Origin of the sequence: Paenibacillus sp. FSL R7-269 (assembly GCF_000517865.1) — a bacterium.
GTDB lineage: Bacteria > Bacillota > Bacilli > Paenibacillales > Paenibacillaceae > Paenibacillus_AQ.
On sequence record NZ_ASPS01000028.1, the window covers coordinates 91,215 to 116,115 of the forward strand.

The 24,901-nt window shown below is 50.8% G+C and carries 19 protein-coding genes; 5 read left to right on the forward strand and 14 right to left on the reverse strand.

Annotated features, from left to right (window positions below; all coding sequences use genetic code 11):
* Positions 1–192 precede the first annotated feature (192 nt).
* Positions 193–1,050: a helix-turn-helix domain-containing protein gene (locus C162_RS14610; protein ID WP_036695211.1), complete on the forward strand. Its 858-nt coding sequence runs from the start codon at positions 193–195 to the stop codon at positions 1,048–1,050.
* Positions 1,051–1,164: 114 nt separating this feature from the next.
* On the forward strand, positions 1,165–1,518 hold the full coding sequence (locus C162_RS14615; protein WP_036695212.1) for a GNAT family N-acetyltransferase: 354 nt from the start codon (positions 1,165–1,167) through the stop codon (positions 1,516–1,518).
* Between the two features lie 386 nt (positions 1,519–1,904).
* Here the strand turns inward: C162_RS14615 and C162_RS14620 are convergent, their stop codons facing one another.
* Positions 1,905–3,881: a hypothetical protein gene (locus tag C162_RS14620; protein WP_036695213.1), complete on the reverse strand. Its 1,977-nt coding sequence runs from the start codon at positions 3,879–3,881 to the stop codon at positions 1,905–1,907.
* Positions 3,882–4,030: 149 nt separating this feature from the next.
* Here C162_RS14620 and C162_RS14625 point away from each other — a divergent pair, with 149 nt between their 5' ends.
* Positions 4,031–4,882 carry an AraC family transcriptional regulator gene (locus C162_RS14625; RefSeq protein WP_036695214.1) on the forward strand — a complete coding sequence of 284 codons (852 nt, stop codon included), beginning with the start codon at positions 4,031–4,033 and terminating at the stop codon, positions 4,880–4,882.
* Here the strand turns inward: C162_RS14625 and C162_RS14630 are convergent.
* From C162_RS14630 to C162_RS14665, 8 genes are all read right to left on the reverse strand, one after another.
* Positions 4,879–7,536: an ABC transporter permease gene (locus C162_RS14630; RefSeq protein ID WP_036695215.1), complete on the reverse strand. Its 2,658-nt coding sequence runs from the start codon at positions 7,534–7,536 to the stop codon at positions 4,879–4,881. The two genes, C162_RS14625 and C162_RS14630, sit on opposite strands and share 4 nt — an antisense overlap.
* Positions 7,529–8,218, reverse strand: a complete 690-nt coding sequence (locus C162_RS14635) for an ABC transporter ATP-binding protein (RefSeq protein ID WP_036695216.1) — start codon at positions 8,216–8,218, stop codon at positions 7,529–7,531. The genes C162_RS14630 and C162_RS14635 overlap by 8 nt, the downstream gene beginning before the upstream one ends.
* A gap of 109 nt (positions 8,219–8,327) precedes the next feature.
* Positions 8,328–9,572 carry a HAMP domain-containing sensor histidine kinase gene (locus C162_RS14640; protein WP_036695217.1) on the reverse strand — a complete coding sequence of 415 codons (1,245 nt, stop codon included), beginning with the start codon at positions 9,570–9,572 and terminating at the stop codon, positions 8,328–8,330.
* Positions 9,573–9,575: 3 nt separating this feature from the next.
* Complete coding sequence (locus C162_RS14645; RefSeq protein ID WP_036695218.1) at positions 9,576–10,271, reverse strand: response regulator transcription factor; 696 nt, start codon at positions 10,269–10,271, stop codon at positions 9,576–9,578.
* 173 nt (positions 10,272–10,444) lie between these two features.
* The gene (uidA, locus tag C162_RS14650; RefSeq protein WP_036695219.1) at positions 10,445–12,241 is read right to left on the reverse strand and encodes a beta-glucuronidase; all 1,797 of its coding nucleotides are present in this window, start codon (positions 12,239–12,241) and stop codon (positions 10,445–10,447) included.
* A 36-nt stretch (positions 12,242–12,277) separates the two neighbouring features.
* A complete protein-coding gene (locus C162_RS14655; protein WP_051493512.1) occupies positions 12,278–13,627 on the reverse strand; it encodes an ABC transporter substrate-binding protein in 1,350 nt (449 codons plus the stop codon).
* A gap of 27 nt (positions 13,628–13,654) precedes the next feature.
* On the reverse strand, positions 13,655–14,485 hold the full coding sequence (locus C162_RS14660; RefSeq protein WP_036695221.1) for a carbohydrate ABC transporter permease: 831 nt from the start codon (positions 14,483–14,485) through the stop codon (positions 13,655–13,657).
* Positions 14,486–14,496: 11 nt separating this feature from the next.
* Positions 14,497–15,381, reverse strand: coding sequence for a carbohydrate ABC transporter permease (locus C162_RS14665; RefSeq protein WP_084648931.1), 885 nt, complete (start codon positions 15,379–15,381; stop codon positions 14,497–14,499).
* A gap of 250 nt (positions 15,382–15,631) precedes the next feature.
* Here C162_RS14665 and C162_RS14670 point away from each other — a divergent pair, with 250 nt between their 5' ends.
* Both C162_RS14670 and C162_RS14675 read left to right on the forward strand, forming a co-directional pair.
* Positions 15,632–17,431: a sensor histidine kinase gene (locus C162_RS14670; protein WP_036695223.1), complete on the forward strand. Its 1,800-nt coding sequence runs from the start codon at positions 15,632–15,634 to the stop codon at positions 17,429–17,431.
* A complete protein-coding gene (locus C162_RS14675) occupies positions 17,421–19,028 on the forward strand; it encodes a response regulator transcription factor (RefSeq protein ID WP_036695224.1) in 1,608 nt (535 codons plus the stop codon). Before C162_RS14670 ends, C162_RS14675 begins: the two co-directional genes overlap by 11 nt.
* 35 nt (positions 19,029–19,063) lie before the next feature.
* Here C162_RS14675 and C162_RS14680 read toward each other — a convergent pair whose 3' ends face one another.
* The 5 genes from C162_RS14680 to C162_RS14700 all read right to left on the reverse strand — a co-directional run bounded on the left by C162_RS14680 (position 19,064) and on the right by C162_RS14700 (position 24,836).
* A complete protein-coding gene (locus C162_RS14680) occupies positions 19,064–20,182 on the reverse strand; it encodes a GNAT family N-acetyltransferase (RefSeq protein ID WP_036695225.1) in 1,119 nt (372 codons plus the stop codon).
* Positions 20,183–20,262: 80 nt separating this feature from the next.
* Positions 20,263–21,564, reverse strand: coding sequence for an ABC transporter substrate-binding protein (locus C162_RS14685; RefSeq protein ID WP_036695226.1), 1,302 nt, complete (start codon positions 21,562–21,564; stop codon positions 20,263–20,265).
* 71 nt (positions 21,565–21,635) lie between these two features.
* On the reverse strand, positions 21,636–22,466 hold the full coding sequence (locus C162_RS14690) for a carbohydrate ABC transporter permease (protein WP_036695227.1): 831 nt from the start codon (positions 22,464–22,466) through the stop codon (positions 21,636–21,638).
* An 11-nt stretch (positions 22,467–22,477) separates the two neighbouring features.
* The gene (locus tag C162_RS14695) at positions 22,478–23,389 is read right to left on the reverse strand and encodes a carbohydrate ABC transporter permease (protein WP_036695228.1); all 912 of its coding nucleotides are present in this window, start codon (positions 23,387–23,389) and stop codon (positions 22,478–22,480) included.
* 112 nt (positions 23,390–23,501) lie between these two features.
* Complete coding sequence (locus tag C162_RS14700) at positions 23,502–24,836, reverse strand: ABC transporter substrate-binding protein (protein ID WP_036695229.1); 1,335 nt, start codon at positions 24,834–24,836, stop codon at positions 23,502–23,504.
* Positions 24,837–24,901 lie beyond the last annotated feature (65 nt).

The following is a 24,901-nucleotide window of genomic DNA, read 5'->3' on the forward strand; positions in this document are numbered from 1 at the left end:
GGTCGCACCTCCTGTCTAATCGAAGCGGCAGCTGTACCCTGTACAGGCTTGTCCTTTATCCTTGCAACACTTGCAAGCGCTTCCTATTCCTGTATTATATTAAATAGTTGATATATCGTCGTTGCATATCAGCGATACTATATTGCGCGGATACCAATACTCCTTATATATCCAATTAAAGGAATGGATGCCATGGAACAACTTGCCCAGTATGAGTTCACCCCGATCACCGAAGAAATGGTTTGCTTCCACAAATCAACCACCACAGAGCAGCTCAGCCCGGCTCAGCCTTACCACCGGCACGATGCCTACGAAATCTACCTGTTCCTGAGAGGCAATACCTATATGTATGTAGAGCAGTCCTGCTACAAGCTCTCCCCCGGCGATCTGCTGCTGATCCGTCCCGGTGAGATGCACCGCTGTGTCTGTGCCGACAATCAGACCTATGAACGGATCGGGCTGAACCTGAGAAGATCCGCCCTGCGGCGGCTATCCAGCAGCCGTACGAACCTGCTGGCCTGCTTCAACGCCTTTCCCTCCGGGCTGAATACACTGATACGGCTCTCCCGCAACCAGTGCGCCTTCTATTCCAGACTGGCGGACCAATTGATCCGTAGCCTTCACTCCGAGGAGTACGGACAGGATCTGCTGGCCGATTCCTATGCCACCCGGCTGCTTGTGTTCATCAACACTCTGCAGCAGTCTTCTGCCGCCCTGCCGCATAATCTCATGCCGGAGCTGGTCCGCCAGACGATGGCTTACATCGAGGAACATCTGCTCGAACCGATCTACTCCGCTCAGCTGGAGCAGGAATTTCATTACAGCGGCAAATATATAAGCCAGCTGTTCAAAGAGCACACGGGACTTACCGTCCGCTCCTATATTGTGGGCAAGCGCGTCTCTCTGGCCATGAGCCACCTTACCTCCGGCAAGAGCGTCGCGGCCGCCTGCGAGCTGTCCGGCTTCAGCGACTACGCCAACTTCATCCGCAGCTTCACCAAGGTGACCGGCATGTCCCCGGGCAGATACCGGGCCAGTATGCTGTCCTGAGTGCCCGGGCATTCTTTTGAAAAAGGTAACGTTAATTATAGCTGTCTTTTCACCTTACGTTCGACGTAATGTGTGATACTGTATCGTTAGGGCAGCATAGGTCGGGTTAATAAGATGAAGGCGACAATTCAGCAAATAACAGATACAAACAAAGAACAATTTGAAAACTTATTTAATTATTATCTCTATGAGCTTTCTGCTTACTCACAGGAGGATATTGGAGCAGAAGGTACATTCGAAATGGAAGATATCTCGCCGTATTATAGGGACGAACGGTTATATCCTTACTTCATCACGTTTAATGAAAAAATCGTTGGCTTTATTCTGGTTACCTCCCCTCCTTTTGTTGCAAAGGAAGTGGACTATTCAGTGCAGGAGCTATTTGTATTGCCCAAATACAGAGGCACGAATATAGCCAAAGATGTGTCATGCAAATCTTCAAACTGTATTCGGGCCGGTACGAGGTAGGGATGTTCAAATCGAATGTAAAAGCTGTTAAGTTCTGGACTAAGTTGATATCAGCACTTGAAATTCCGGTCTTCGTAGAAGATGCTTCCACTGAAATTCAAGGAAATGTAGTGCAGACGGCTGGTATGAAATTTACGATAGCTTAATTGGAACTGTCTTAGAAGCCATGAAACGGCTGCTTGGGATAGCTCTTTATGCTAGAGGGGATTCAGCGTGAGCACTTGGGAGAGGGGGACGCTCCGCACCAGAACGTTGTTCCCCTCGATGATATTACCTGCGCATCAGAAAAATGTATGCTGTTTTTCGTTCCCACAATAAAAGGGGCTGTCACTTTTGGGACAGCCCCTTATTTTTGGACAAAATATCAACCTTGAGAATTAACAGCGCTACTCGCTGTCCGCCTCCCAGTAATCGCCAACCAGACCTTCAATAATACTGCTGCTGGCCCAGGGCATCAGGCAGAACCAGGTGCTTGCCGGAGAACCGTCACTGTAAGTCTCTGTTACCAGTCCCTCGGAATGACAAAAGCGCTCGGACATCCAACCCGTCAAGCCGTGACCGAACTCCCGGTCATATCTGTTGTAGGTCTGACAGCCCCAGCCCACGGTATCCAGCAGCCGCTGTTTCACATACGGATCTTCACGCTGCTTCACATAATAATACAGCTCATCTACCACGCTGCTCGACATGGGATGAATATGCGGATTGGCGACTGAGGTCACACTCCCTCCGGAGCTGGACCAGCCCAATGTACTGAGCGGCGGCACCTTAACCGGTGAATTATAGGCGAATTTGAAGGTGAACTCATAAGCAAGGGCATCTCTCATATGATCAAGATACAGCTCATCCCCGGTGAGGGCATGCAGATACCGGACCGCCCTGATATACGCCAGAATCCCTTCAGAGTCTACCGCTTTATCCGCATCAAGCGGTGCTCCATAACACTCCAGCCGTCTCACATAGGTCTCATAATAATGCCGCTCACTGCGCTTCAGGCTGTCCAGATGCGACCGGTTTCCGGTAAGCCAGCTATAGTAGGCTATGGCAGCCATGATCCATGTTCCGCTGAAGGAATCGTATTCAAGCCCGGCGCCGGTTCTCTCGGAGAGAATCGTAGGGTATTCATCATCCGAATTCCGGCTTCTCTCCAGTACAGGGAGAATCTTACGCACGAAGTCCACCCAGTCCTCGTGGATGACATGGTTGAGCCGTTTCTCGTATTCATAGGCCTTCATAATATAGAATAAGGCCTGTCCGCACAGATAGGCGGAATGTCCCGGCGTACGCATCCCGTCAAACCACCAGCCGTGAATGCTCCATTTCCCGTCCTGATAGGCCTCGTAAGGGAGACCGGAAGCCGGGTTCAGGGAGTTCCTGATGATATTCTCAATGCAGGAGAGCGCCTGTCTGCGCATAGGCTCATCTCCCAGCCGCAGCGCAGCCATCAGCATAGGAGTGGCTACAGTCAGTCCGTTTGTCCAGCTGGTGGAAATGATTTTGTTGTACCGGTACCCGCCTGTCTCCTTGTCCTCATAGACAAAAGTGGTATAGCTCCGGTCCTCAGGCAGCCACGCATATTGATAGATTGCCTTCGACAGGTCGGCCGCTGAGGTCCGCCTATCACTGCCGGATCTTGGTGGCTGATGATAGCGGCAATAGATCTCTTCCAGCGCAGCATGGATGCCCAGCTCTGACTCGGCCGTGTAATCATACAGATCCAATGTGAACGCTACAGATTCCGAAGCTGCCAGTTCGAAGCAGTTCTCCTCCAGCGGTGCCCGTTCCTTAACGAGACGCGATTTGATGAACAAAAGCGGAGCATTCTCATACCCCAGCGTATACCCGACCGTTCCCTTGGCAAGCGAGCAGGTGAAGCCGCCGTACTGGAAGAACTCTTCCTCTAGCCCTGGCTTCCACTGGATCTTCTCATCCGCCCTGTATATAAAATAAGGGCTGGCGCATAATCCGTACACTTTGCCGGTGTCATATACAAGCGCTGCCGGGTGTGACAGCCGGTCGCTGCGCACCATCCACCAGGAAGATGAAGGACGCGCGGGTTGGCCCTCCCTTAATCTCGGGAATTCGTTCGGAACATTCTGCGGAGCTTCTCCCCGGTTGCGGCCATACATAAACGCAGGAAGAAAAAAGCGCGGATCCGCCTTGGCGAACGGCAGTTCCACGTGAATGACGCCTAACCAGGGCGTGCTGTTCAGATTCGTGAGCTGTACATGAGCCTGAAAGGGATGCTGTGCACTGCCTGTCCCGCCTGTTATCTCTACAGAGGCATGTAGTCCATGCCCGTTTAATCCGGTATATTCAGAATCTTCCTGAGTCTTGCTTCTTGCCGTTATAATCAGTTCCACTATCCTGTCCTCCAGTCTGTTGTAATACGATAAAAGGGTTGCAAATCATATTCCTGCATGCTAGGATAATGTCATTTTAAAGTAATTCCAGAGAAGAATCATTGCTGGTTCCGCTGTTATTATTGCGCGAAATGATCCGGAGGTTACCCATGAACGAGCCATTTGAGCTTCGCTATGACCCTATCCATAAAGATTACCTCTACCTGCACAGGACAACCACCTATAATATGGGAACCTTCTATCACCGCCATGAAGCGTATGAGCTGTACTTATTTCTGCGCGGCAACGTCAAGTTCTATATTGAGAACAGCTGCTACCACCTGCAGCGCGGAGATCTGCTTGTACTGAATCCGGAAGAAATGCATCGTTCCTTCAGCCAGGATGAAGCGGAATATGAACGGATTACGATCAATCTCCAAAAATCTTATCTGCACCGCCTGTCTACTCCGGCTACCCCTCTATCCTGGTGCTTCGATTACCGCCCGAAGGGGAAGGGCAACATCGTTCGTCTGGAGGAAGCCGAGCTTCAGCAGATTCTCCGGTTGACCGGTGATCTGGAGCTGGTCCTCTCATCGGATGCGTATGGGGCAGATATCCTCGCCAACAGCATGCTTGCTCAAATATTGGTGCTGGCCAACACCGTGTTTCATAGAACGAGCATCGTTCCTGCGGATATCATGCCGGAGCTGGTGCGCAGGACGATGGAGTATATTGATGCCCATCTGGGGCAGGCCATCACGCTTGAGCAGCTTAGCGGTATCTTTCATTTGAACAGCACCTATATCAGCCGCCAGTTCAAACAACACACAGGCCTGACGCTGCGTTCCTACATACTGGACCGTCGGATTTCGTTAGCCAAGGCTTACCTCCGCGACGGGCTTAGCCTTACCGAGGCCTGCTATCAATCCGGCTTCAGCGATTACGCTAATTTCATCCGCAGCTTCACCAAGGTAGCTGGAGTATCCCCGGGCAGATATGCCAAGCAAGGCACCTTCCTCTAATTCTCTCTCCGGAGGGCCTCCACGATATTCACTTTATTTAACTGATACATTGGCCAAATCGTTGCGAGAAGCGTTGTCAGTATAGCACCTGCAAAAGCAATACCGATACTGTACCACGGGATCGTCCAAGCTGTACTCACAGCACCCGCGAAGAGCATTTGAATGCTGTAGCTAAGAGCCGTACCTAAGGTGATTCCAACAACGGAGGCAAACAAACCGTAAAATATACTTTCTAGAACAATCATTTTCCTGACTTCTTTTTGGGTCATGCCAATGGCCTTAAGGACAGCAAACTCTTTCGTGCGAAGAATAAGATTCGTACTCACGGTATTTACAATGTTCAAGAATGCAATTAACACTATGACACCGATAAAACCGTAAAGGATGATGCTGAAAGTCACTGCGTCGTTTTTGGCCTCAGTGAGCTCCGCTACCCGATCCTGGTAGTTAAATCCCGCGTCTTTTTCAACTAATGCTTTAAGATAATCCGTAATGGCTTGATTCGGTTGATCAGCATCAGCAAGAATAAACATTCTTGAATATGCATCGTTACCTGTAATCTTGGAATATACTTTAGACGTTGTGAAGAATGTAACAACGTGACTCTCGGTATATCCATTTGATAACAAATCTTCGTCCACGATTCCAGCCACGGTTACTGTTTGATATTTGTGATGGCCTCCCTCAACAGTGCGGATATTGATATGATCCCCCACTTTAAATTGGGTTTGGTCGATAATCAGCTCCTGGCCTTTTTGTGTGGTCATGCTTATTTTTTGTTGAACGATAACGCCGTTCTCCTGGTTCATTGTCTCCTTGTCGATCGCCCCTGAGATCAGCTTGGAGCGCATAGCGTCTAATCCATTATCCCCAAAGGACATAAGGAAATTATTGTCTGTTCTATACCCGTCCCCTTCAGCAACAACGTATCGTTCTTTATTTAATTCATAATATTTCGGGTTAATCTTGTCCTTAGGGATAATAGCCGTCACTTGACTATTGTAAAATTTGTAAGCTTGTTGAACAGCCTCCACCTTAGCAATGTGCTGATACACTTTATCATCTATCCGCTTTGAAGGACCCTCATAGGAAAGTGAGTACGAATACTCAGCGCCTGAGACTCGTGTTGCTTGCTGTATGAAATTCACCAAACCGCTAAAGACAATAAAAATAATGATGCTGACAATCATGGAAAAGGCTGTAATCCGGAAACGTTTCTTGTTTCGGCGCAAGTTCCTGCTGGCGAATTGCCCTACGATACCAAACAAATTTGTAACGAACAGGGACTTCTTGACCGTTGTGATCCGATCGATCCTTGTGCTCCCCGAATTCTGTAGCGCTTCTAAAGGAGATACGCGAGCTGCTTGTTTGGCTGGTCCAATAGCGGACAGAAATACGCTCAGCAAGCCTAATAGACCCGCAGCGACTAGAATCGGTACGGAAATGACCATTCTCATATCATTCAAGAAACCTAATGCTAACAAGCTGATATTATAAAACAATACCCTCATAAACAGGGTGCCTGTGAGAATTCCGACGGGTATGCCGATCAAGCTGAGCAGAGCAGCTTCTTGCAAGACAATTTTGCGAATTTGAGCGGGTGTAGCACCAATACATCTCAGCATGCCGAATTGTGATATCCGTTCCAATATAGAGATATTGAACGTATTATAAATCACGGCAATGGTGCAGATCATAATAATCACAATGACAGCAGCAAATGCCAGAATTAAGCTGGTATTCACGCCTTGATAAATGCTTTTACCATATAATCTAAGCAATTCATTATTGTATTCGATCCGCACATTCTTAAAAAAGTTATCTTTATCCAGCTGCTTAGCGGCATCATAATCGACCTGACCCAGCTGTAAAGAGGACATCATAGCTTCTGTTTTCTCCTGGATGCCGTTCATAGATTTCATCTTGACATACATAAAATACTTTTTTTGATTCTCGATGTGTTTATAATCTTGGAATGTAATGGCAGGAAAGATATACCTCGAGCTCCATGTACTTGACCTCGTTGATTTCAAGAAGCCGACTACAGTATATTCCCGTTGAAATTGCCCCTGAAAAAGTTCGTCAAGATCCCAGCCAAAATCGCCAAGTCCGTTTATTTTTTTCACTTCACCCGTTGACTTCACTTTTCGGAGCCCAAGCTCTAATTTAACCTTGTCGCCCAGCTTTGGCTGCGCAGGAAAGTAATTCAGACTTGAGGAGGACAGGATAATTTCAGCCTTGTTCTCCGGCAATCTGCCTGAATCCAGCTGAACTTGAAGCATCTTCATTGCCTCCGCATCATATCCTTTAACATTCAAATACCGGTAAGGTGCAGCGTATGGATCTTCCTGCTTCACCTTCTCTTCAGTCTCTTTAATAACAGCATATCCTTCTCTGCTAACTATACCTGTACTCTCTACGGATGAATTATTTTTGATTTTCGGAACAGCTTCTCCCTTAATATCATTAATCGAGACATGGTAATCCCCGAAATCTTGCACGGTTTGTCTGATTAACTTGTCTCTATAGCTCATTCCAATGGTTCCAATGGATGTTAGGAGCGTAACCGACAAAATAATACCAAAGATCGTAAGTAAGGATCTTTTTTTCTGCCCCTTTAAATATTTCCCGGTAAGTCCAGTGTAACTATTCAATACGGCTCACCTCATTTGGCTGTTGAAGGACCCCGTCTTCGATTCTTACGATTCGATCTGCCATTTTAGCAATATTTAAATCATGTGTAATCATAATCAAGGTTTGATGATATTTTTTAACGGAGAATGTAAGCAGGTCCATGATTTCCTTACTGCTTTTACTATCCAGATTTCCTGTAGGCTCATCTGCTAAAATAATGGACGGTTTATTGATTAACGCACGGCCAATCGCCGTCCGTTGCTGTTGTCCGCCTGACAATTCAGAGGGAAGATGATGCTTCCGGTCTGTAAGCCCTAGTAATCCCATTAATTCCTGAACATATTTCTCATCTACCTTTTTATTCTCCAGCAGCAATGGTAACTTGATATTCTCCTCCGTAGATAGGACCGGGATCAAATTATAGGATTGAAAAATAAATCCTATTTTCCGTCTTCGGAATACAGCGAGTTCCTCTTCACTCTTGGTATAGAGATCCGTACCATCGATGATGACCTGTCCGCTGGACGGACGATCCACACCACCTAACTGGTGCATCAAGGTGCTTTTCCCTGATCCGCTAACCCCTACAATAGCGACAAATTCCCCTTGTTGAACAGAAAAATTAATATTTTTCAAAGCTTCAACTCTCGCTTCTGCATTTCCGTAGATTTTGCATAAATCTATAGTCTTTAGTATTTCCATCTTATTGCCGCCTCCTCAAACTAATGCTTCACATTGTATATTGGTTATTATAAATCTCGAAGCTTACAATAGAGTGAAGGGGAAGCTTACATTATTGTAAGCTTCCCCTTCACTTATCTCCTTTATTAAACGAAATTCTGAATTCCGTTCCTATCCCTAGCTGACTGGAAACGGTAATCATACCGCCTTGCTCTTCTATAATGGACTTGGCTAACGGCAGGCCAATGCCAATACTTTGAGGTTTTGCCGTACTTTTCCCTCTATAAAAGCGTTCGAAAATATGAGGCAAATCTTCTGGGGCTATGCCTTCCCCCCGATCTTGAATGATAACTGTCCGGAACAATGAGCTGTCTTCTAATGTAATCGAAATTTCGCCTCCAAGCGGAGAGTGTTCCAGTGCATTTTTAATCAAATTGATAAAGGCTTCTCCCAGCCATTCTTCATCCGCCCGAACGGACATCTCTTCATTACCATGAATATCAATTTGCTGCATCCTTTGATCGGCTAACATTCGCAACGATTGTACGGCATGAACCATGATTGATTTCACTCGAATGTCTTCCTTGCGGAACATGATTGCTCCGGCTTCGACCCGTGCCAGCTTCAGCAAACTGATAATCAGCCATTCCATTCGCTCAAGCTGCTTCGTGCTCCGCTCTAGAAATTTCGATCTCATGTCCAGATTCATATGGGGATCATTCAGCATATTCTCATTAAAAACGATGAGGGATGCCAGCGGTGTTTTGAGCTGATGCGATATATCTGAGAGCAAATTACGAAGAAATGTTTTTTCATGTTGAAGCTGATTAAGACTGTTATGCAGCCTTTCAGCCATCGCATTGAAACTACGGCCTAAGGTGCCAAAGTCACCTTCAATGTTATCCGGGAGCGGCTCGTCCACATGTCGTTCCACCACTTGATCCGCTGCGAAGGAAATGGCTCGAATCTTAGCAAAGATGTTGCGATACTCCCAAAGTATTAACAGCAGCACAGGGATGCCAAACAGCAATACTTGCGCTGAGGTTTTCATAGGTATAGCGGTACCTGAAAGTAAAGGCTGATCACCTATGGGCATATCTTCTTTGTAGGCATATTGAGCTAAGGTTTGTTTTCCCGCTGCAATCTCATTCTCCTTCGCCCCCTGAGTAATATAGTGAATCATACCATCCTCTAACTGTGGGTCTTGCTTCAACACATATCCAATCAGTGCGGCATTTTGATTAACCAAAGCCTTATGGATATGGTTGACTTGATCACTCATAAAAAAGAACATGAAAACCGCAAACAAAACTTGGAGCACGATGACTTTAACGGCGATGGACTTCCACTCTGGATTACGGAATAATTCAATCATGAGTTATCGTCCGATGACTTCTGCATTCCATTTATATCCAACCCCTCGAACAGTAATTATATATTTCGGTATTGCAGGATTATCTTCAATCTTCTCTCTTAATCTTCTAATATGAACCGAAAGGGTATTGTCATCAACGAATTCACCTGACATATCCCACAGGTGATTCAGAAGGCTGCTTCTGCTGCAAATTCTCTTAGGGTGTGTCATTAACATCAATACCAAGCGATACTCCATTCCTGTCAGCAACAGCTCTTGATTATGCTTAAGAACAGCTCTTTCAAAGACTCGAACTTCAATATCACCGGATCTCCATTCCCTTACCTCATCCTTAGACCTATGGTTGCGCCTCAATACAGCCTTCATTCTGGAGATCAGTTCTTTGGTTCGAATCGGTTTAGTCATATAATCATCTGCCCCCAAATCAAGACCGGCAACAACGTTGGCTTCCTCATCCAGAGCAGTCAAGAATATAATGGGAATCTGGGAGGTTGCCCGGATCTCTCTGCACAGGTCATACCCTGAACCGTCAGGCAGATTGACATCCAACAAGATTAAATCGACTGTATTTGTTTTTAATGCTCTTCTGGCTTCTTCCATACTAACTGCTGCAATAACTGTATATCCTTCACTTGTTATCGTATATTCAATACCGAATGCCAAGTTCTCATCATCTTCGACCAGTAAAATCCGATTCATTGTACACCTCATTTAGAGTAGAAGATTATTATGCCACCCTCTGCATTATAATATATCACTAAAATCATTCAACTCTGCATCAAAAGGCTTGCCGGTCTACTAGGAGGACATATAAAAAAGCAAGCCTCCCCTAACAGAAGGCTTGCAGGCTTGCTTGTACATGGCGGTTCAAATTACTTCTTATAGCCAAAATCCGGGATCTCCGTCCATCTCCGGCGCAGCTCGTGGGCTGCCGCCTTGGGCTTGCGGTCACGGGTAAAGATGCCCTTCTTGTTCCCTTGCACACGGATGATGCCCTGGCTGGTGGCAAAGTCGGCGAAATTCCATACCTGCTCGCCCACAAACTCACGGAACTCATCGAAGACTTCATGATTCGCCCGGTAGAACGCCACCTGATATTCTTCCGTGAACATGATCGGCTCCACATCATGGAGTCCGGCCACGGTATCGGTTCCGTATTCAGTCATCATCATTGGCTTGCCCGGGCACCGCTGGCTCCACGCTTCCAGCTCCTGCCGCAGCTTAACCTTCGCAGACTCCAGGTCTCCCCCGTCCACATACCAGCCGTAATACCGGTTGAAGGCAAGGACATCGATCAGCTCAGAGATTCTATCGTTAGCCGGTGAGGCTTCGATATGCGTCACCAGGGTCACCGGACGGTGCTGCGGATCTTCCTCCCGCAGCTGCTCGATCAGCGGTTTGAAGTATTCGTACGCTCCGTCCTCATAAGATGCCGGTTCGTTGGCTACATTCCACATCACCACACAGGCATGGTTCTTATCCCGGTTGATCAGCTCCCGGATCACCTGCTGGTGATGCCCGAAGGTCTGGACCTCTGCCCAGGTATCCTTCTTCGAACCCCCTGAGAACATCACGAGGAAATTAAGGTCCAGGCCTACTGCCGGGGTCTCATTGATCACGACGAAGCCTTCACGGTCGGCCAGCCGCATCACTTCCTCGGCATACGGATAATGCGCCGTACGGAAGGAGTTGGCCCCGGACCATTTCATCAGATTGAAATCTATAATGTTCGCCGCTTCATCCAGGCCCCGTCCATGGAACGGAGTATCCTCATGTCTGCCGTAGCCCTTGAAGTAGAAGGGCTCGCCATTAATCAGGAACTGCCCGTCCTTCACTTCTACCGTCCGCACACCGAACGGCAGCTCATAGACATCTACCAATTGCCCGGATTGCAGCAGTTCGATTCTCAGGATATACAAGTAAGCGTTCAACGGCTGCCATAGTCTAACAGAGGGAATATCCAGTGTACTGGACCGCTCCGTCCCTGAGCAGACCGTGTTCCCCTCTTCATCCTGTACCGTAACCCGGATATCGGCTTCGCCCGTAATGTCTACACTATACCGGACGATCCCCTGCTCACCCGCATAGTCAGTTACGACAGTGACATCTTGAACGAAGATCTGCGGGGTGGAGTAGATTCTCACCGGCCGCTGGAGTCCGGCAAAGTTGAAGAAATCGAAGTTCGGCTGGTTCTTCACCTTGATCTTCCCGTCCGGCCCCTCGGTCTCCGTGTACAGGCCAACAGGTAATGTGGTGTAATCCACGACGTTATGAACAGCTACCGTCAACCGGTTCGTTCCCGGCCGGATATAGCCGTTAATCACGCCCTCGAAGGGCAGGAATCCGCCGGAATGCTCCATGACCAAGCTTCCGTTGATATATACCTTGGCCTTATGGGTGGCCGAGCCGAAGCGCAGCACCAGCCGCTCATTCAGGATGCTCGAAGGGAGCGTCAGCTCCCGCTCGTACCACACCCAGCCGACATGATTGCGAATCTCCGGGCTTACGCCCAGATCATTATAAGCCGAAGGCACCGCCATAGGGATTGTATCTGTCAGCTTGGAGGCCTGCCAGTTCTCCTCCCAGCCGGAGCCATCGTCCAGCTTGAAATTCCATATCCCGCCCAGATCGTACAGACTGCGGGTTTCCGTCATTATTGGATACAGCACGGTCAGCACTCCTATCTAATCTGTAATATCTGCTGCTTAGGATTTGGAATCGATAATCTTCTGTATTTTGGTCTGTGCGTGCTCGATAGTATCATCGATGCTTTGACCGGACAGCATCATTTTATCGAATTCCTCCAGCAGCACCTTCTCCAGCTCAGCGTGATAAGGCACCGCTGTAGCTGCCGTAGTCGGTATAGTATTCTCCAGAACATAGAGCAGCGAAGCCTTGTCGATCATTTCCGGGGTTTTGCTGCCTGCGATAATCCGGTCCACCACATCTTTTAAGTCAGCTTTTTTCCAGGACGGAATATTCTTCCCTTGCAGCACAATCCCCTCGGTGGAGAACCAGCGGATGAAGGTGTAGGCTTCGTCTTTATGCTTGGACTTGCTGTAGATGCTCAGGACATCCCCGCTCACGTTCGAGGACATCGGATCTTCGATCTTCATCTTCGGCAGCGGAGCGAACACGGTCTTGAAGCTGGCCGGAATCGTCTCTGTTCCGCCAGTCTCCGGGATCAGGAAGGAGCCGGTGACAAGCATACTGGTATCTTGGTTGAAATATTGCGGTCTGTAGTTCAGCTTCTGGCTGACCACTTCGGAATAAGGGGTAGCGGAGCCTTCCGTTTCTCCCCGAAGCCGCAGCTCAAGCGACTTGCGCATGAATGGATTGTCAATATTGGCGGTCTTGCCATCATCGGTAGTCAGATTCGCATTCACCGCCTGGCCGAAGGTCTGCGCCACATATCCATATTGAATCCAGCTGTGGAAGTAGGTTCCATACCGGGTCTTATCGCCCGTCTTCTTCGTCATCGCCTTGGCGTAATCCATGTACTGATCCCAGGTCCAATCCTTAGGCAGCTCAAGTCCAGCCTCTTTCAGATGTTCCTCGTTGATGATCACCAGACCCTGTGAGGACTTGCCGGGCAGTCCATAGACCTTGCCGTCAATGCTGGTATCCGCTGTATATTCATCCTTGAAATTAATGCCGTCCTTAGCCAGATAATCATCCAGCGGCTGGATCATGCCGAGCCCTGCCCGCTGGGACAGGAAGGTCATGTTACTGAACATGAGGATATCCAGATCGTCGCCGCCGGCCACCGCCAGGTCAAGCTTCTTATAATATTCGTTGGAGTTGTTATCCTCCGCAGAGGCGAATTCCACCTTGATATTCGGATGCTGCTTCTCGAACTCGGCAATCACGACATCCCAGTTGTCCATTTTTTTGGCATACCAGTTACTCAGCTTAATGGTCACCGCTTGTTCTGCACCTGCTCCGGCACCCGTTGCCGCCGGCTCCTTCTCTGCTTTGCCGGCGCCTCCGCACCCGGATACCAGCAGGGATAACAGCGGTACAGCGATGAATAGATTGCGTTTTACTTTTGACATGATACGACCCCCTGTAATGTAATTAGTCTAGCCTTTGACACTGCCCATCGCAACTCCCTCAATCACCTGCTTCTGGCCGATCATGAAAATAATTAACAACGGCAGAATGGCCGATACAGCGCCTGCCATCATCAACGAGTAGAACTCGCCGCTGAAATCAGCGAATTTCCTGATGCCCAGCTGCAGGGTAAACAATGAATCGGAACGAAGGAAGATCAGCGGATTCTGGTAATCATTCCAGGTCCAGATAAAGCGGAGAATCATATAGGTAGCAAGGGCTGGCTGCACCAGTGGCATGGCAATCCGCATGAAGATCGTCCAGTGGCCCGCTGCATCAATCCGCGCCGATTCAATAATTTCATCATGGATTCCCAGGAAGAACTGTCTCAGCAGGAAGGTTCCAAGCACCCCGGAGGCGGCAAGCAGCACCAGCCCGAAATGGCTGTCGAACAGTCCAAGCCAGCGGTACATCATGAACTGCGGAACCAGAATGGCCTGCGTTGGAATCATGAAGGTGGCCAGGACAACCAGGAAGAGAATATCCCGCCCTTTGAAAATGATTTTGGAGAAGCCGTAAGCCGCCATAGCGGAGATTATCAGCGACAGTGCTGTAGACATCAGGGTAACCTTCGTCGTGTTCCAGTAGTAGAGTGTGAACGGCACGGCTCCCGCCCATACCTGCTTATAGTTCTCCACCGCATTCCATTTCGCCGGAATCCACTCTATCGGATATTTCATGACATCCAGCTCGGGCTTGAAGGAAGCGGAGAGCATCCATAAGAATGGCATAATGAACAGAATTCCCGCAACCGCCATGAAGACGGTGACAATAACACGGTTAAGCTTGATCGATCGCATGTGTATACCTCCTAGTAGTTGACCCATTTCTTTTGTCCGACCCATTGAAACAAGGTCACCAGCAGGATGAGGATCAGCAGAATAATGCCCATCGCCGAAGCATAGCCCGACTCCAGATTCACGAACGCCACCTCGTATAGATAGTAAACAATAACTGAGGTTGAGCCTGCCGGACCGCCGCCGGTTAACACCATAATCAGATCGAAGACCTTGAAGGACCCGACAACTCCTGTGATAAGCAGGAAGAAGGACGTAGGCGACAGCATCGGCAGTGTAATTCTGAAGAATTGTCTGAGCGGTGAGGCCCCGTCCACATCGGCGGCTTCATACAGATCCCGTGAGATATTCTGCAGGCCTGCCAGATAGATTACCATATTGAAGCCGAGTGAAGTCCACACCATAATAATCATGACCGAGATCAGGGCGTACTTGGGATCAGCCAGCCACATGGGCGGATGCTCGAACCCTATAGATCTGAGGAAGCCGTTGATCGGCCCGTTGTTCGGGTGATAGAGCACTCTCCAGAGCAGGGCAATCGCCACGAAGCTTGAGATGAAGGGCATGAAGTAGATCACTTTGAAAAAGGTTTTGAAATACGTTGCCTTGTTGATCAGCACCGCCAGCACCAGCGCCAGGAACATCGCAACCGGAACGACGCCGATCATGATCAGGTTGTTGTAGAGCGAGCGGTGAAAGGACTCGTCCTGCACCAGCCGGCTGTAGTTATCCAGACCGACAAATTGAAACCCGTCCAGCCCGGATACAAAGTTCCAGTTCGAGAAGCTGATCACACCGGATAGGAGAATCGGAATAATTACCAGCGTTACGGTCAGAATGAGCATGGGGGCAATGAATAAATACCCTGCAATATTGTCGTAAAAGGATTGCTTGCGCATCTTGCTTATCCCGGGGCTGCCGGACCGTTTTGCCGTTCCCTCTTCAGTAATAACCTCCACTTTATCCACCTCTTTTTATGTTTGTAGCTTTATTATAGAAGGGCAAATTTCATAGCACATGCAACGAATTTATCTGTGGCGAAAACTTTGTATAGCATTATTTTTTCTAAATTGAAAAAATTATTGGATGAGCCGAACCGCAGAATCAAGTACCATAAGTCTGTGAAGGTCTACTACGGGAGGGATATTAATGAAAGAAAAGCACAGGCTCAGTCAGCTCTCCTTCCGGCAAAAGCTAATCCTTACCTCCATCGCCTGCCTGGTCATTCCGGCACTGGGGATGCTCTATATTACCAATGTCTATTCCAAGCTGATTATCCGGGAACATTCCCTGGAGAAATCCACGCAGTCCCTGAGAATTGTCCAGTCGCAGATTGATGTGATCTTCGAAGAGATGGTGTCGGTGTCGAACTTCGTCCATTTCGATCCGGAGATCAAGACCCTGCTGGAGGATGCCAAGACCAATCCCGTAGCTGCGCGGACCCTGACCAGCCGCCTGGAGCAGGTGGCCGGAGACACGATTGATCTGCGGATCACCCTGCTGGACAAGGAAGGACATGCCTACTCCGATTATTCCTTCTATGATTATGATCCCCGGCAATTTCTGAAGCGGCGCTGGTTCTCTATCCTGGAGCAGCTCCCGCCGTATGACACCTTATTTATGGGAGCAGAGGACAATTATCTGACCTCCCTGAAGGCTGAGCAGCCGCATATCTTCATGACAGCGCGTGCCTTAAGAGAAGAAACGACTGCCGCCCCCTACGCTTACCTGATTGTCAGCCGCAGCGAGGCTTCGATCCGTGAGCGGTTTGCTTCACTGGAAGAGGATGTGTATCTGCTGGATGAAGAGGAGAACATTCTGTCGAACAGGAACCAGGAGCTGATAGGCACTAGCTTTGACAATCTGCTGCCAGTAGAAGAGCTGGCCTTCCCTGACATCGTCAAGTTCAAGGGGGAGAACCAGCTCCTCCTCTCGCTGCCGCTGAAATATGCCAAGTGGAGGTTGATCAGTGTCGCTCCCTATGAGCAGCTTACGGAACGGTTGAACGGGATGAACCGGACCGGCCTGATTATTCAGACGGTGTTTGCGGTCAGCTTCTTGTTCGCGCTTACTGTTCTGCTGCGGAGATTCACCAAACCTGTGCTTGTCCTGGGCAAGGCGGCGCGCCGGGTGGAGGACGGAGATCTCATGGTGCGCTCGGGTATCCGGGGAACCGATGAGATCGGCAGCCTCGGGCACTCCTTCGATAACATGCTGGACCGGGTGCAGCTGATGCTCAGGCAGGTGGAGACGGAGCAGGAATTGAAGCGCCAGGCGGAGATTGCGATGCTGCAGGCCCAGATTAACCCGCATTTTCTATTCAACGTTCTTAGCTCGATCCGGTTGAAGCTGCTAATGAAACAGGATGAGGAGAATGCTGCAATTGTCGGCTCCCTCTCCGCGATGCTGCGGGCCAGCTTTTCCAGCCGGGAGGAATTCGTCTCCATTGCCAGTGAGCTTGATTTCACCAAGCAGTATATGGAGTTAATGCGGTTCACGATGAGATATCCTACGGAATATGAGGTGCATGTGGACAAAGAGCTGCTGCTGGAGACGGTGCCAAGGTTCATCCTGCAGCCTATTATTGAGAATGCTTACAAACACGGGTTCCTGCTGGGCGGAGGACGGGTGGTGATCACCATCGGACTCGTTCAGTCCAGACTGACCATTCACATCGAGGACAACGGCACGGGCATGGAGGAGCATACGCTCGCCGCCCTGCTTCAGCACATCAGGCAGAAGGATGCGGAGATAGGCGCCTTGAGTGCTGACGGGACGCCCGTGGCAGAGTCCGCTCACGGCATCGGGTTAATCAACGTCTACCAGCGGCTCAAGCTAATCTACGGGGAGCGCTTCGAGATGAACATTGAGAGCATTCACGGGCAGCGCACCGCCGTACAGTTAATCATGCCCGTGAAGCGGATAGGAGCAGATATTCATGACCTATAAAGTAGTACTAGCAGACGATCATTATCCTGTCCTGGAGTATTTAAGCGCTGCGATTCCCTGGGACACCCTCGGCCTTGAATTGTCGGCTTGCTGCTCGGACGGCAGACAGGCCTGGGAAGCCTGCCAGCTGCATCAGCCGGATATTCTCCTTACGGATATCGGCATGCCGGCGATGAATGGACTGGAATTAATCCAGAAGGCGCGGGAGATGAACCCTCAGCTGCAGACGATTATCCTGTCCTGCCACGGGGAATTCGAATACGCCCAGCAGGCTGTGAAGCTGAATGTAGCCGAATATATATTGAAGGAGAGCCTGCAGATCGATCAGGTGATTGCTGTATTGACGGAGGCGGTGACCCGGCTGGAGGTGAAATTGAAATCCCGTAACCACTATCTCCAGATGGAGAAGCTGGTCAGCCAGAACCACGCCGCCATCCGGACCAGGTTCATCCGCATGTTCGTGGAGCAGCCGGTCTGGGATGAAGCCGAGTGGTTCGGACAAGCCGAAGCGATGGGCATCAGCCTGCACCAAGGCACCCCGTATCTGCCCGTACTGGCCGTCCCGGAGCGCTCCTATGAGCTGGAACGGCGGTTCGGCGGAGTGGTGAACCTGCAGTTCGTGATGGATAATGTCCTGCAGGAATTCCTGGAGATTGACGGCATTATCCAGTTCGCGCTGACGGAACGGCAGTTCATCCTGTTCATTCCTTTGCCGCATATCCTCGTCCGCAATCTTTATGAGGAGTTCCGTGATAAATTCCGGCATGTCCAGAGAATGGCGAAGCTGCATTTGCGGATGGGGATTTCCTTCTTTTACGGGGAGGCTACTCCAAGTCTGATCGACATCAAGAAGCAGATTCAGGCGCTGCTGGATTCCCATGCTCTCCGCTTCTATACTGCCGAGGGAGCGATTATGAAGTATGCGCCTGTCCAGACCAGCGGCGAGGACCTGTTCGTGCATTATTCGGAGATTCTCCAGCAGCTAAGGGACTGCATTCAGCAGGAGGACAGCTTGCAGATTGCGGCCAAGGTCAGGGAGATCAAGCAGTATATCGGGGACCGGAAATATCCGGTGGAGAGTGTGAAGAGCTGGCTGCTCAAGATGGTGATGGAGCTGGAATTGAAATATGTAGTCATGCAGAACTTCGTCAACAACTTCAACAGTGAGCGGCTTCAGCGCTCGATCCAGGAGTTCGAGACGCTGGAGCAGCTCATGGAATGGCTGGAGGAATTCCTGAAGGATAAGATACTCATGTTAAGCTCCATGTGGAAGCAGAATGTGCGCAAAGAGGTAGCCGAAGCCAAACGTTATGTAATGAATCATATCAGCGAGAAGGTTGGAATGGAGGAGATGGCGAAGCGCCTGGGTCTGAACCCCACCCATTTCAGCCGGTTATTCCGTCTGGAGACCGGACTGACCTTCATTGAGTATGTAACGAGGGTGAAAATGGAACAGGCCCGCGATCTCCTGAATCAGACGAACCTGACCATTGTGGAGATCGCGGAGCAGCTGGGCTATGACAACGTCAGCTACTTCATCAAGCTGTTCCGTAACTTCTCCGGCATCACTCCGGCGGAATTCCGCAAGTCACTGTAGGGGGAAACGGGTCGGGATTATCACAGAGCGATGGCTCAGTATTTATCAATCTTGTACCAGAACAGGGGGAGCGGGAACCAGCCTGCGGGTGCAGGTACGGCCATATAACGGCTGTGCTGCGTAAGCAGCAGCGCCTGGGCATCCGGCCGGTCAAGAATCACGGCATCCGGCCGGGCTGACCGCTCAACTGTAACCCCCTCCGCGTCCACCCGCGCCGTCACCGGCTGTCCGTCCATCACTGCTGAGAATTCCCCCCAGGCAATGCCTGTGGTCTTGAACTTCAGCGTAAGGTACGCCTTCAGGACGTTAGCGAAATCCAGAATATGATACATATCCGAATTCTCGATTACGAAGTCTTCGGCAATGCTGCCAAGCACCGTATTCAGCGGAAGATCATATTCCGGCGTATCTACAGTTATCCTTTCCACCCCGCTATACTCCCGGTAAGCCTTGAGAGTCCGTGCAATATCGCCAGGCTGCTCCACCGCGAATTCAGATACTTCATCACCTGCTTCGTTGACAACCAGATACCCGATCAGCTTATCCTGATCCAGAACGCCTAAGGCATTCTGATGAAGTGAGCTGAATATAAGCGGCAATTGCTCCATCTCACGTTCTACATAAGCCAGCCGCGAGGTGTTCATGCTGTACGCAAATTCTGCTCCGCCTTCAATCTTGAATAACGGGCTGAAGGTGATTCCAGCCGCGTCCACTTCCCTCCAGCCATGACGCACATTGGCCTCTCCAATGGAATACTTGAACTTCACACCGCCCAGCGTAAAGCCGAAATATTCGTAACGCTGGCGCTGTCCGTATAGGACAACCATATCACATGTACCCCGAAGTTCTTCCAGCCACAGGTTCATCAGTGCCTTCATATGCCCTTCGCCGCGAGCCCGCGGATGAACCGAGACGGTACCCAAATAACCGGTTCGCAGGGTATGATCACATATTGTCACAAACTCTGGAAAAACGGCCACCTGTGCGCGCAGCCTGCCCGCCTCATCCACCGCCACCTTATGCAGCGCTGAAGTATCCAGCCCTTTGTCGTACGCCTTAGGCATCAATGTCTCAAAATCCAGGCGGAATGCATAATTGGCCAAATCTATGTACGCCTCGCGCTCATGCGGAGCTGCTGTTCTATAGTTAACCATGGGTCCAATCCTTCCAGTCTATATATTTAATTGCGTTATTGATTGTATTCTGCGAAGCATACCCGATATCCTCCTGCCGGTCACCTGGCGGCCTGCCGCCTCGCAGCGGCTTCATCAATCGCCCGCTGGATGCCAGCTAGAGCGGTCTCCAGCGGCTGTCCGGCCAAATATTGATTGACCCCCTCCAGAATCTTCACCTGGAGTGATTCGGTCGATACCGTATGCGGCCAATAGAGCGTTGCATCCTCGCGCGTCACCGCAGCGGCAATGGACGAGACCGAATCGCTCCGGTCCGTCGGCGCTGAGATGACGGATGGCACAGCCAGAGCGCCTGCGGCCAGCTTCTCCTGCGTGTCCCTGCCGTTCATGAACGCCACGAACTGTTTGGCCTCCTCGGGATGCTCCGTCCGGGAGCTGATCACCCGGTACGTGCCGACATTGATGTTCGGCACCGTCCGCACACTGCCCGGCACCATCATGAAGCGGATATCCTGCGCCGGATTCCGCTCCTTGATGCTGGGAATATCCCAGGTTCCGGTAATGATCATAGCTGCCCGGCCTGTGCCCACCAAATCCTTCGCCTGCTCATGCTTCAGACTCTTCCAGTTCGGCGGCACCAGCCCCTGGTCAATAATCTCCCGGTGCTTCTTGATCGCATCGACAAACACCGGATCACTGATTGTGACCTCCCCGCTCTCCAGCTTCTTTGTCCAGGCGGCATCCGCCCCGTTGTCCGACATGATTGAACCCCAGAAGAACTGGGCCGTAGACCATTCCGCATCCATCGCCACGGGGATCACCCCGGCCTCCTTCAGCTTCAGGCAGAGCGCAAGGAACTCGTCCCAGGTGCGAGGGACAGCCAGTCCCAGCTCATCGAATAGGGTCTTGTTGTAGAGCAGCCCGTCACTGTGCATGACTTCAGGAGCACCGTATACCCTGCCATTAATGGTGACCGGGAGCAGGGAATTGGGGTAGAACTCCTTAAGAAATTCAGCTCCCGTCAGGTCCAGGTACATATCGCTCCGCAAGGCGCGGAATTCCTCGAACAGGCTGGGCGACCACGTATCGAATACATCCACCCTCTCGCCGCCCAACAGCCTGATCTTGATTCCGGCTGTGTAATTGTTGTTCTGAATGAAGTCGGCTTCAATCTTAATCCCGGGATGCAGCCGTTCGAATTCGGCAATCGCATCGAAATACACCTTGCCCGCCTGGGCCGTATCCAGCAGATAGCTGGAGTAGCGGAGGGTGACAGGTTCATCTTCACCGGGCAGCTGGCTGGACAGAAGGGAGGCGTCCGTGCGCTCCTGTGCATCACAGCCAGCCAGCGCGAAGAGCAGCATTGCAGCGGCGCACAGTCTTCCGATTCTTCTTGCCATCATGGGCTTCCCTCCCTCCTTCAGCCGTTCTCCCTCTATTCTGACGGATACCGCTGCTTCCCGTCAACGGGTCATCAGAGCTTGCCGCCTGAGGTGGCAATGCCTTCGATAAATTGCCGCTGGAACAAGATGTAGATGAGCAGCATTGGCCAAATCGCCAGCACGGAAGCCGCCATCAGCTCCGGATAGTCTACGGCAAAGGCGCTCTGAATCTTCGCCAGAGCCGAAGAGAGAGTCGCTGCATCCGAGCTGGTGTTGACGATCATTGGCCACATCAGATCTTTGAAAGAGAAGAGCGCAGTGAAGATGCCCAGCGCAACCAGCCCGGAGCGGACCAGCGGGAGCATGATTCTGGCGAAGGTCTGGCCGATATTGCAGCCGTCGATCTTCGCCGCCTCCTCCAGCTCCTTCGGCAGCCCCATGAAGAACTGCCGCAGCAGGAACGTGCCGAAGGCGCTGACCAGCCCGGGGAACAGCAGAGCGAAGATCGTATTGCGCATCCCCAGCGCATCCACCATCAGATATTGCGGAATGATGAAGATCTGGGTCGGCACCATCATCTGGAACAGCACCAGACTGAAGCAGAAGTCACGCCCCGGAAATCTTAGTCTGGCAAAAGCATACGCTGCCATCGCGCTGAACATCACCGCGCACAGCACCCGCAGAGCCATCATCGCAAACGTATTCCAGTACAGCATCAAAAAGTTGTTCTGCCGCCACACCTCTATGTAATTCTCCCATCTCCAGGTCCTTGGAATGAATACGAAAGGATTCATGGAGGTCGATTCCGTCGCTGTCTTGAATGAGGTGAGCAGCATCCAGGCGAAGGGCAGAATCATTGCGGCCGCTCCCAGGAGGAGCACAGTGTGGGACAGAATACGGTTATAACGCTTCGGATTATCCATGTTGTACCCTCCTACATGTAGTTGACCCATTTTTTCTGCGCGCGCATCTGAAAGAACGTAATGATCATAATCAGTGTGAGCAGCACCAGTACAACCGCCGAGCCATAGCCCTTGTTCGAGTATTTGAACGAATTATTATAGAACAGATACACCAGCGATACGGTATGATCATAAGCCGGGTTGGTCACATCGATCATCATGTAGATCACATCGAAGACCTGCATCGCCTGAATGACCGAGGTCACCACCACGAAGAATAGGGTTGGCGAGACCAGCGGCAGGGTAATCATGAAGAATTGCCGCACTCTGCTGGCCCCGTCAATATCAGACGCTTCATAAAAGTCCTTCGGGATCTCCTGCAGACCGGCGAGCAGCAGCACCATATTGTAGCCGATCACGCTCCAGATGCCGATAATGGCGATGGACATCAGCGCAAAACGCGGATCAGTCGTCCAATTGACAGCCGGAAGGCCCACTCTGGACAGTCCATAATTCATCAGACCATAATGCTGGTTGTACATCCACCGCCAGACCATGGTGACCGCTGCGGGCGCAGCGACCATCGGAATGAAGTAGATCGTACGGTACAGCGAGCGGCCGGCCAGCTTGCCGTTCAGCAGCACGGCCACCAGCATAGCGATAGCCACACTAGCAGGCACGACCAGCAGGGTATACAGCAGGGTATTGCCTACAGCATGCCACACCTGCGGATCATGAATCAGCTTGTTGTAATTGTCCCACCCGATGTAGATGTTGCCTTTGCCGAAATCCCCGCTCTTGAAGAAGCTCAGGTACGCGGTCTGGATAATCGGAATAAAATTCAGCACCAGCAGACCAAGCATGGTGGGTGCGATCAGCAGCCAGCCCCAGTACCATTCGTTCCGGGTAGCAGCTCCTATTCTTCTTTTCACGGGTTGATTCATGGACTCACCTCTCAAGCAGAAAAGGATTTGCAGTCCTTGTAGGGGACGCATCGTTATATTTCCAGTCAAACCCGCGGCCACCCTCAGGTCGCCGCGATCCTATGTCTCAAGCTTATTTCTCTTCCGCTAAGCTCTCATTCATCACCTTAGCCGCATTCTTCGCGGCTTCCTCTACCGGCACCTTGCCGGAGAATGCAGGCTTGAGTGCTTCGTACGCCTTGTCTTCCCAGACCGCCGTTGTATTGGAATATGGACGGATCACGCCATAGCTGACCATATCCACGAAGGCTTTGATGTTGAAGGTCTTGTTGGAATCCACCCACTTGTCGGCTGCGCCTGTGTATGCGGAGATCGCTACGCCAAGCTCTGCCTGCCGCTCCTGCCCTGCCTTGGAGCTCAGGTATTCAACGAACTTCCAAGCTTCTTCAGGATGCTTGGTCTTGGCATCAATGGCATTGCCGAGGCCGTTATAGATCGAGGCCTGCTTCTCCTTCTTCGGCAGCACCGCCACATCGAAATTCTTCGCCATATACTCATTCTCCGTGAAGCCGCTCAGGTTCCAGGAGCCGAACAGACCCATGGCCGCCTTACCGTTCTTCAGCAGATCGGCACGCTCGGCATCGCCGTAGACCTCAGGTGACAATCCTTCACGTACCAGGCCGATATAGAAATCAAGCGCTTCAATGGTCTTGGGATCATCGTAGCCTGATTTTTTGTCCGCTGTAATAATGGTTCCGCCGTTCTGATAGACGAAGTTGTAATACCCCTCCTGATTATGCAGCGGGGCAAGGAAGCCGTAGACCCCGTCCTTCGTAAGCGTCTTGGCGGCCTGCTTCAGATCATCCCAGGTCCAATTCTCATCCGGGTGCTGAATGCCTGCCTGATCGAACAGCGTCTTGTTATACCACAGCCCGATCGTGTCAAAATCCTTCGGTACCGCGTACTGCTTGCCGTTCAGATTGTAAATCTGGTTCAGGCCTTCTGGATAATTCTCGAGCTTCACATCGGCACTCTTGCTGATGCGGTCCGTAAGATCAAGCAGCATGCCGTTGCTGGCATAGCGGTAAATCTCGTTCGAGTGCATCCAGAAGACATCCGGCAGCGAGCCTCCAGTAGCCCCGGCCTCCAGCATCGTCCAGTAATCGGACCACCCCGTCACTTCGATGTTGACCTTAATGTCCGGGTTCTTGGCCTCGAATTCATCGGCGATGGTCCGCAGGCCCTTCTCCTGATTGGAATCCCAGATTGCATAGGTCAGCTGGGCCTTCTCTCCGCTTGCCGGCTGGGCAGCCGCCGGTTCAGTTGCCGTGGTTGGCGATGGTGCAGCGGTGCTATTGCTGCTGTTGCTGCTGCTGTTGCTGCTGCTGTTGTTGCCGTTCCCGCAGGCCGACAAGGCGAACGCTGCTAAGCTGATGGACAATACGGCTGCTAAGCTTTTTTTCTTCACTAGAATTACCCCCAACTTCCATTTAGGATATGCTGCATCTGCTGCATCTCCAATAGTAGGCGAAC

Bases quoted from the DNA above. Each gene is read 5' to 3' on its own strand.
- C162_RS14610 (WP_036695211.1), top strand. From the start codon at position 193: ATGGAACAACTTGCCCAGTATGAGTTCACCCCGATCACCGAAGAAATG.
- C162_RS14615 (WP_036695212.1), top strand. From the start codon at position 1,165: ATGAAGGCGACAATTCAGCAAATAACAGATACAAACAAAGAACAATTT.
- C162_RS14625 (WP_036695214.1), top strand. From the start codon at position 4,031: ATGAACGAGCCATTTGAGCTTCGCTATGACCCTATCCATAAAGATTAC.
- C162_RS14635 (WP_036695216.1), bottom strand. From the start codon at position 8,218: ATGGAAATACTAAAGACTATAGATTTATGCAAAATCTACGGAAATGCA.
- C162_RS14640 (WP_036695217.1), bottom strand. From the start codon at position 9,572: ATGATTGAATTATTCCGTAATCCAGAGTGGAAGTCCATCGCCGTTAAA.
- C162_RS14645 (WP_036695218.1), bottom strand. From the start codon at position 10,271: ATGAATCGGATTTTACTGGTCGAAGATGATGAGAACTTGGCATTCGGT.
- C162_RS14655 (WP_051493512.1), bottom strand. From the start codon at position 13,627: ATGTCAAAAGTAAAACGCAATCTATTCATCGCTGTACCGCTGTTATCC.
- C162_RS14660 (WP_036695221.1), bottom strand. From the start codon at position 14,485: ATGCGATCGATCAAGCTTAACCGTGTTATTGTCACCGTCTTCATGGCG.
- C162_RS14665 (WP_084648931.1), bottom strand. From the start codon at position 15,381: ATGCGCAAGCAATCCTTTTACGACAATATTGCAGGGTATTTATTCATT.
- C162_RS14670 (WP_036695223.1), top strand. From the start codon at position 15,632: ATGAAAGAAAAGCACAGGCTCAGTCAGCTCTCCTTCCGGCAAAAGCTA.
- C162_RS14675 (WP_036695224.1), top strand. From the start codon at position 17,421: ATGACCTATAAAGTAGTACTAGCAGACGATCATTATCCTGTCCTGGAG.
- C162_RS14680 (WP_036695225.1), bottom strand. From the start codon at position 20,182: ATGGTTAACTATAGAACAGCAGCTCCGCATGAGCGCGAGGCGTACATA.
- C162_RS14685 (WP_036695226.1), bottom strand. From the start codon at position 21,564: ATGATGGCAAGAAGAATCGGAAGACTGTGCGCCGCTGCAATGCTGCTC.
- C162_RS14690 (WP_036695227.1), bottom strand. From the start codon at position 22,466: ATGGATAATCCGAAGCGTTATAACCGTATTCTGTCCCACACTGTGCTC.
- C162_RS14695 (WP_036695228.1), bottom strand. From the start codon at position 23,389: ATGAATCAACCCGTGAAAAGAAGAATAGGAGCTGCTACCCGGAACGAA.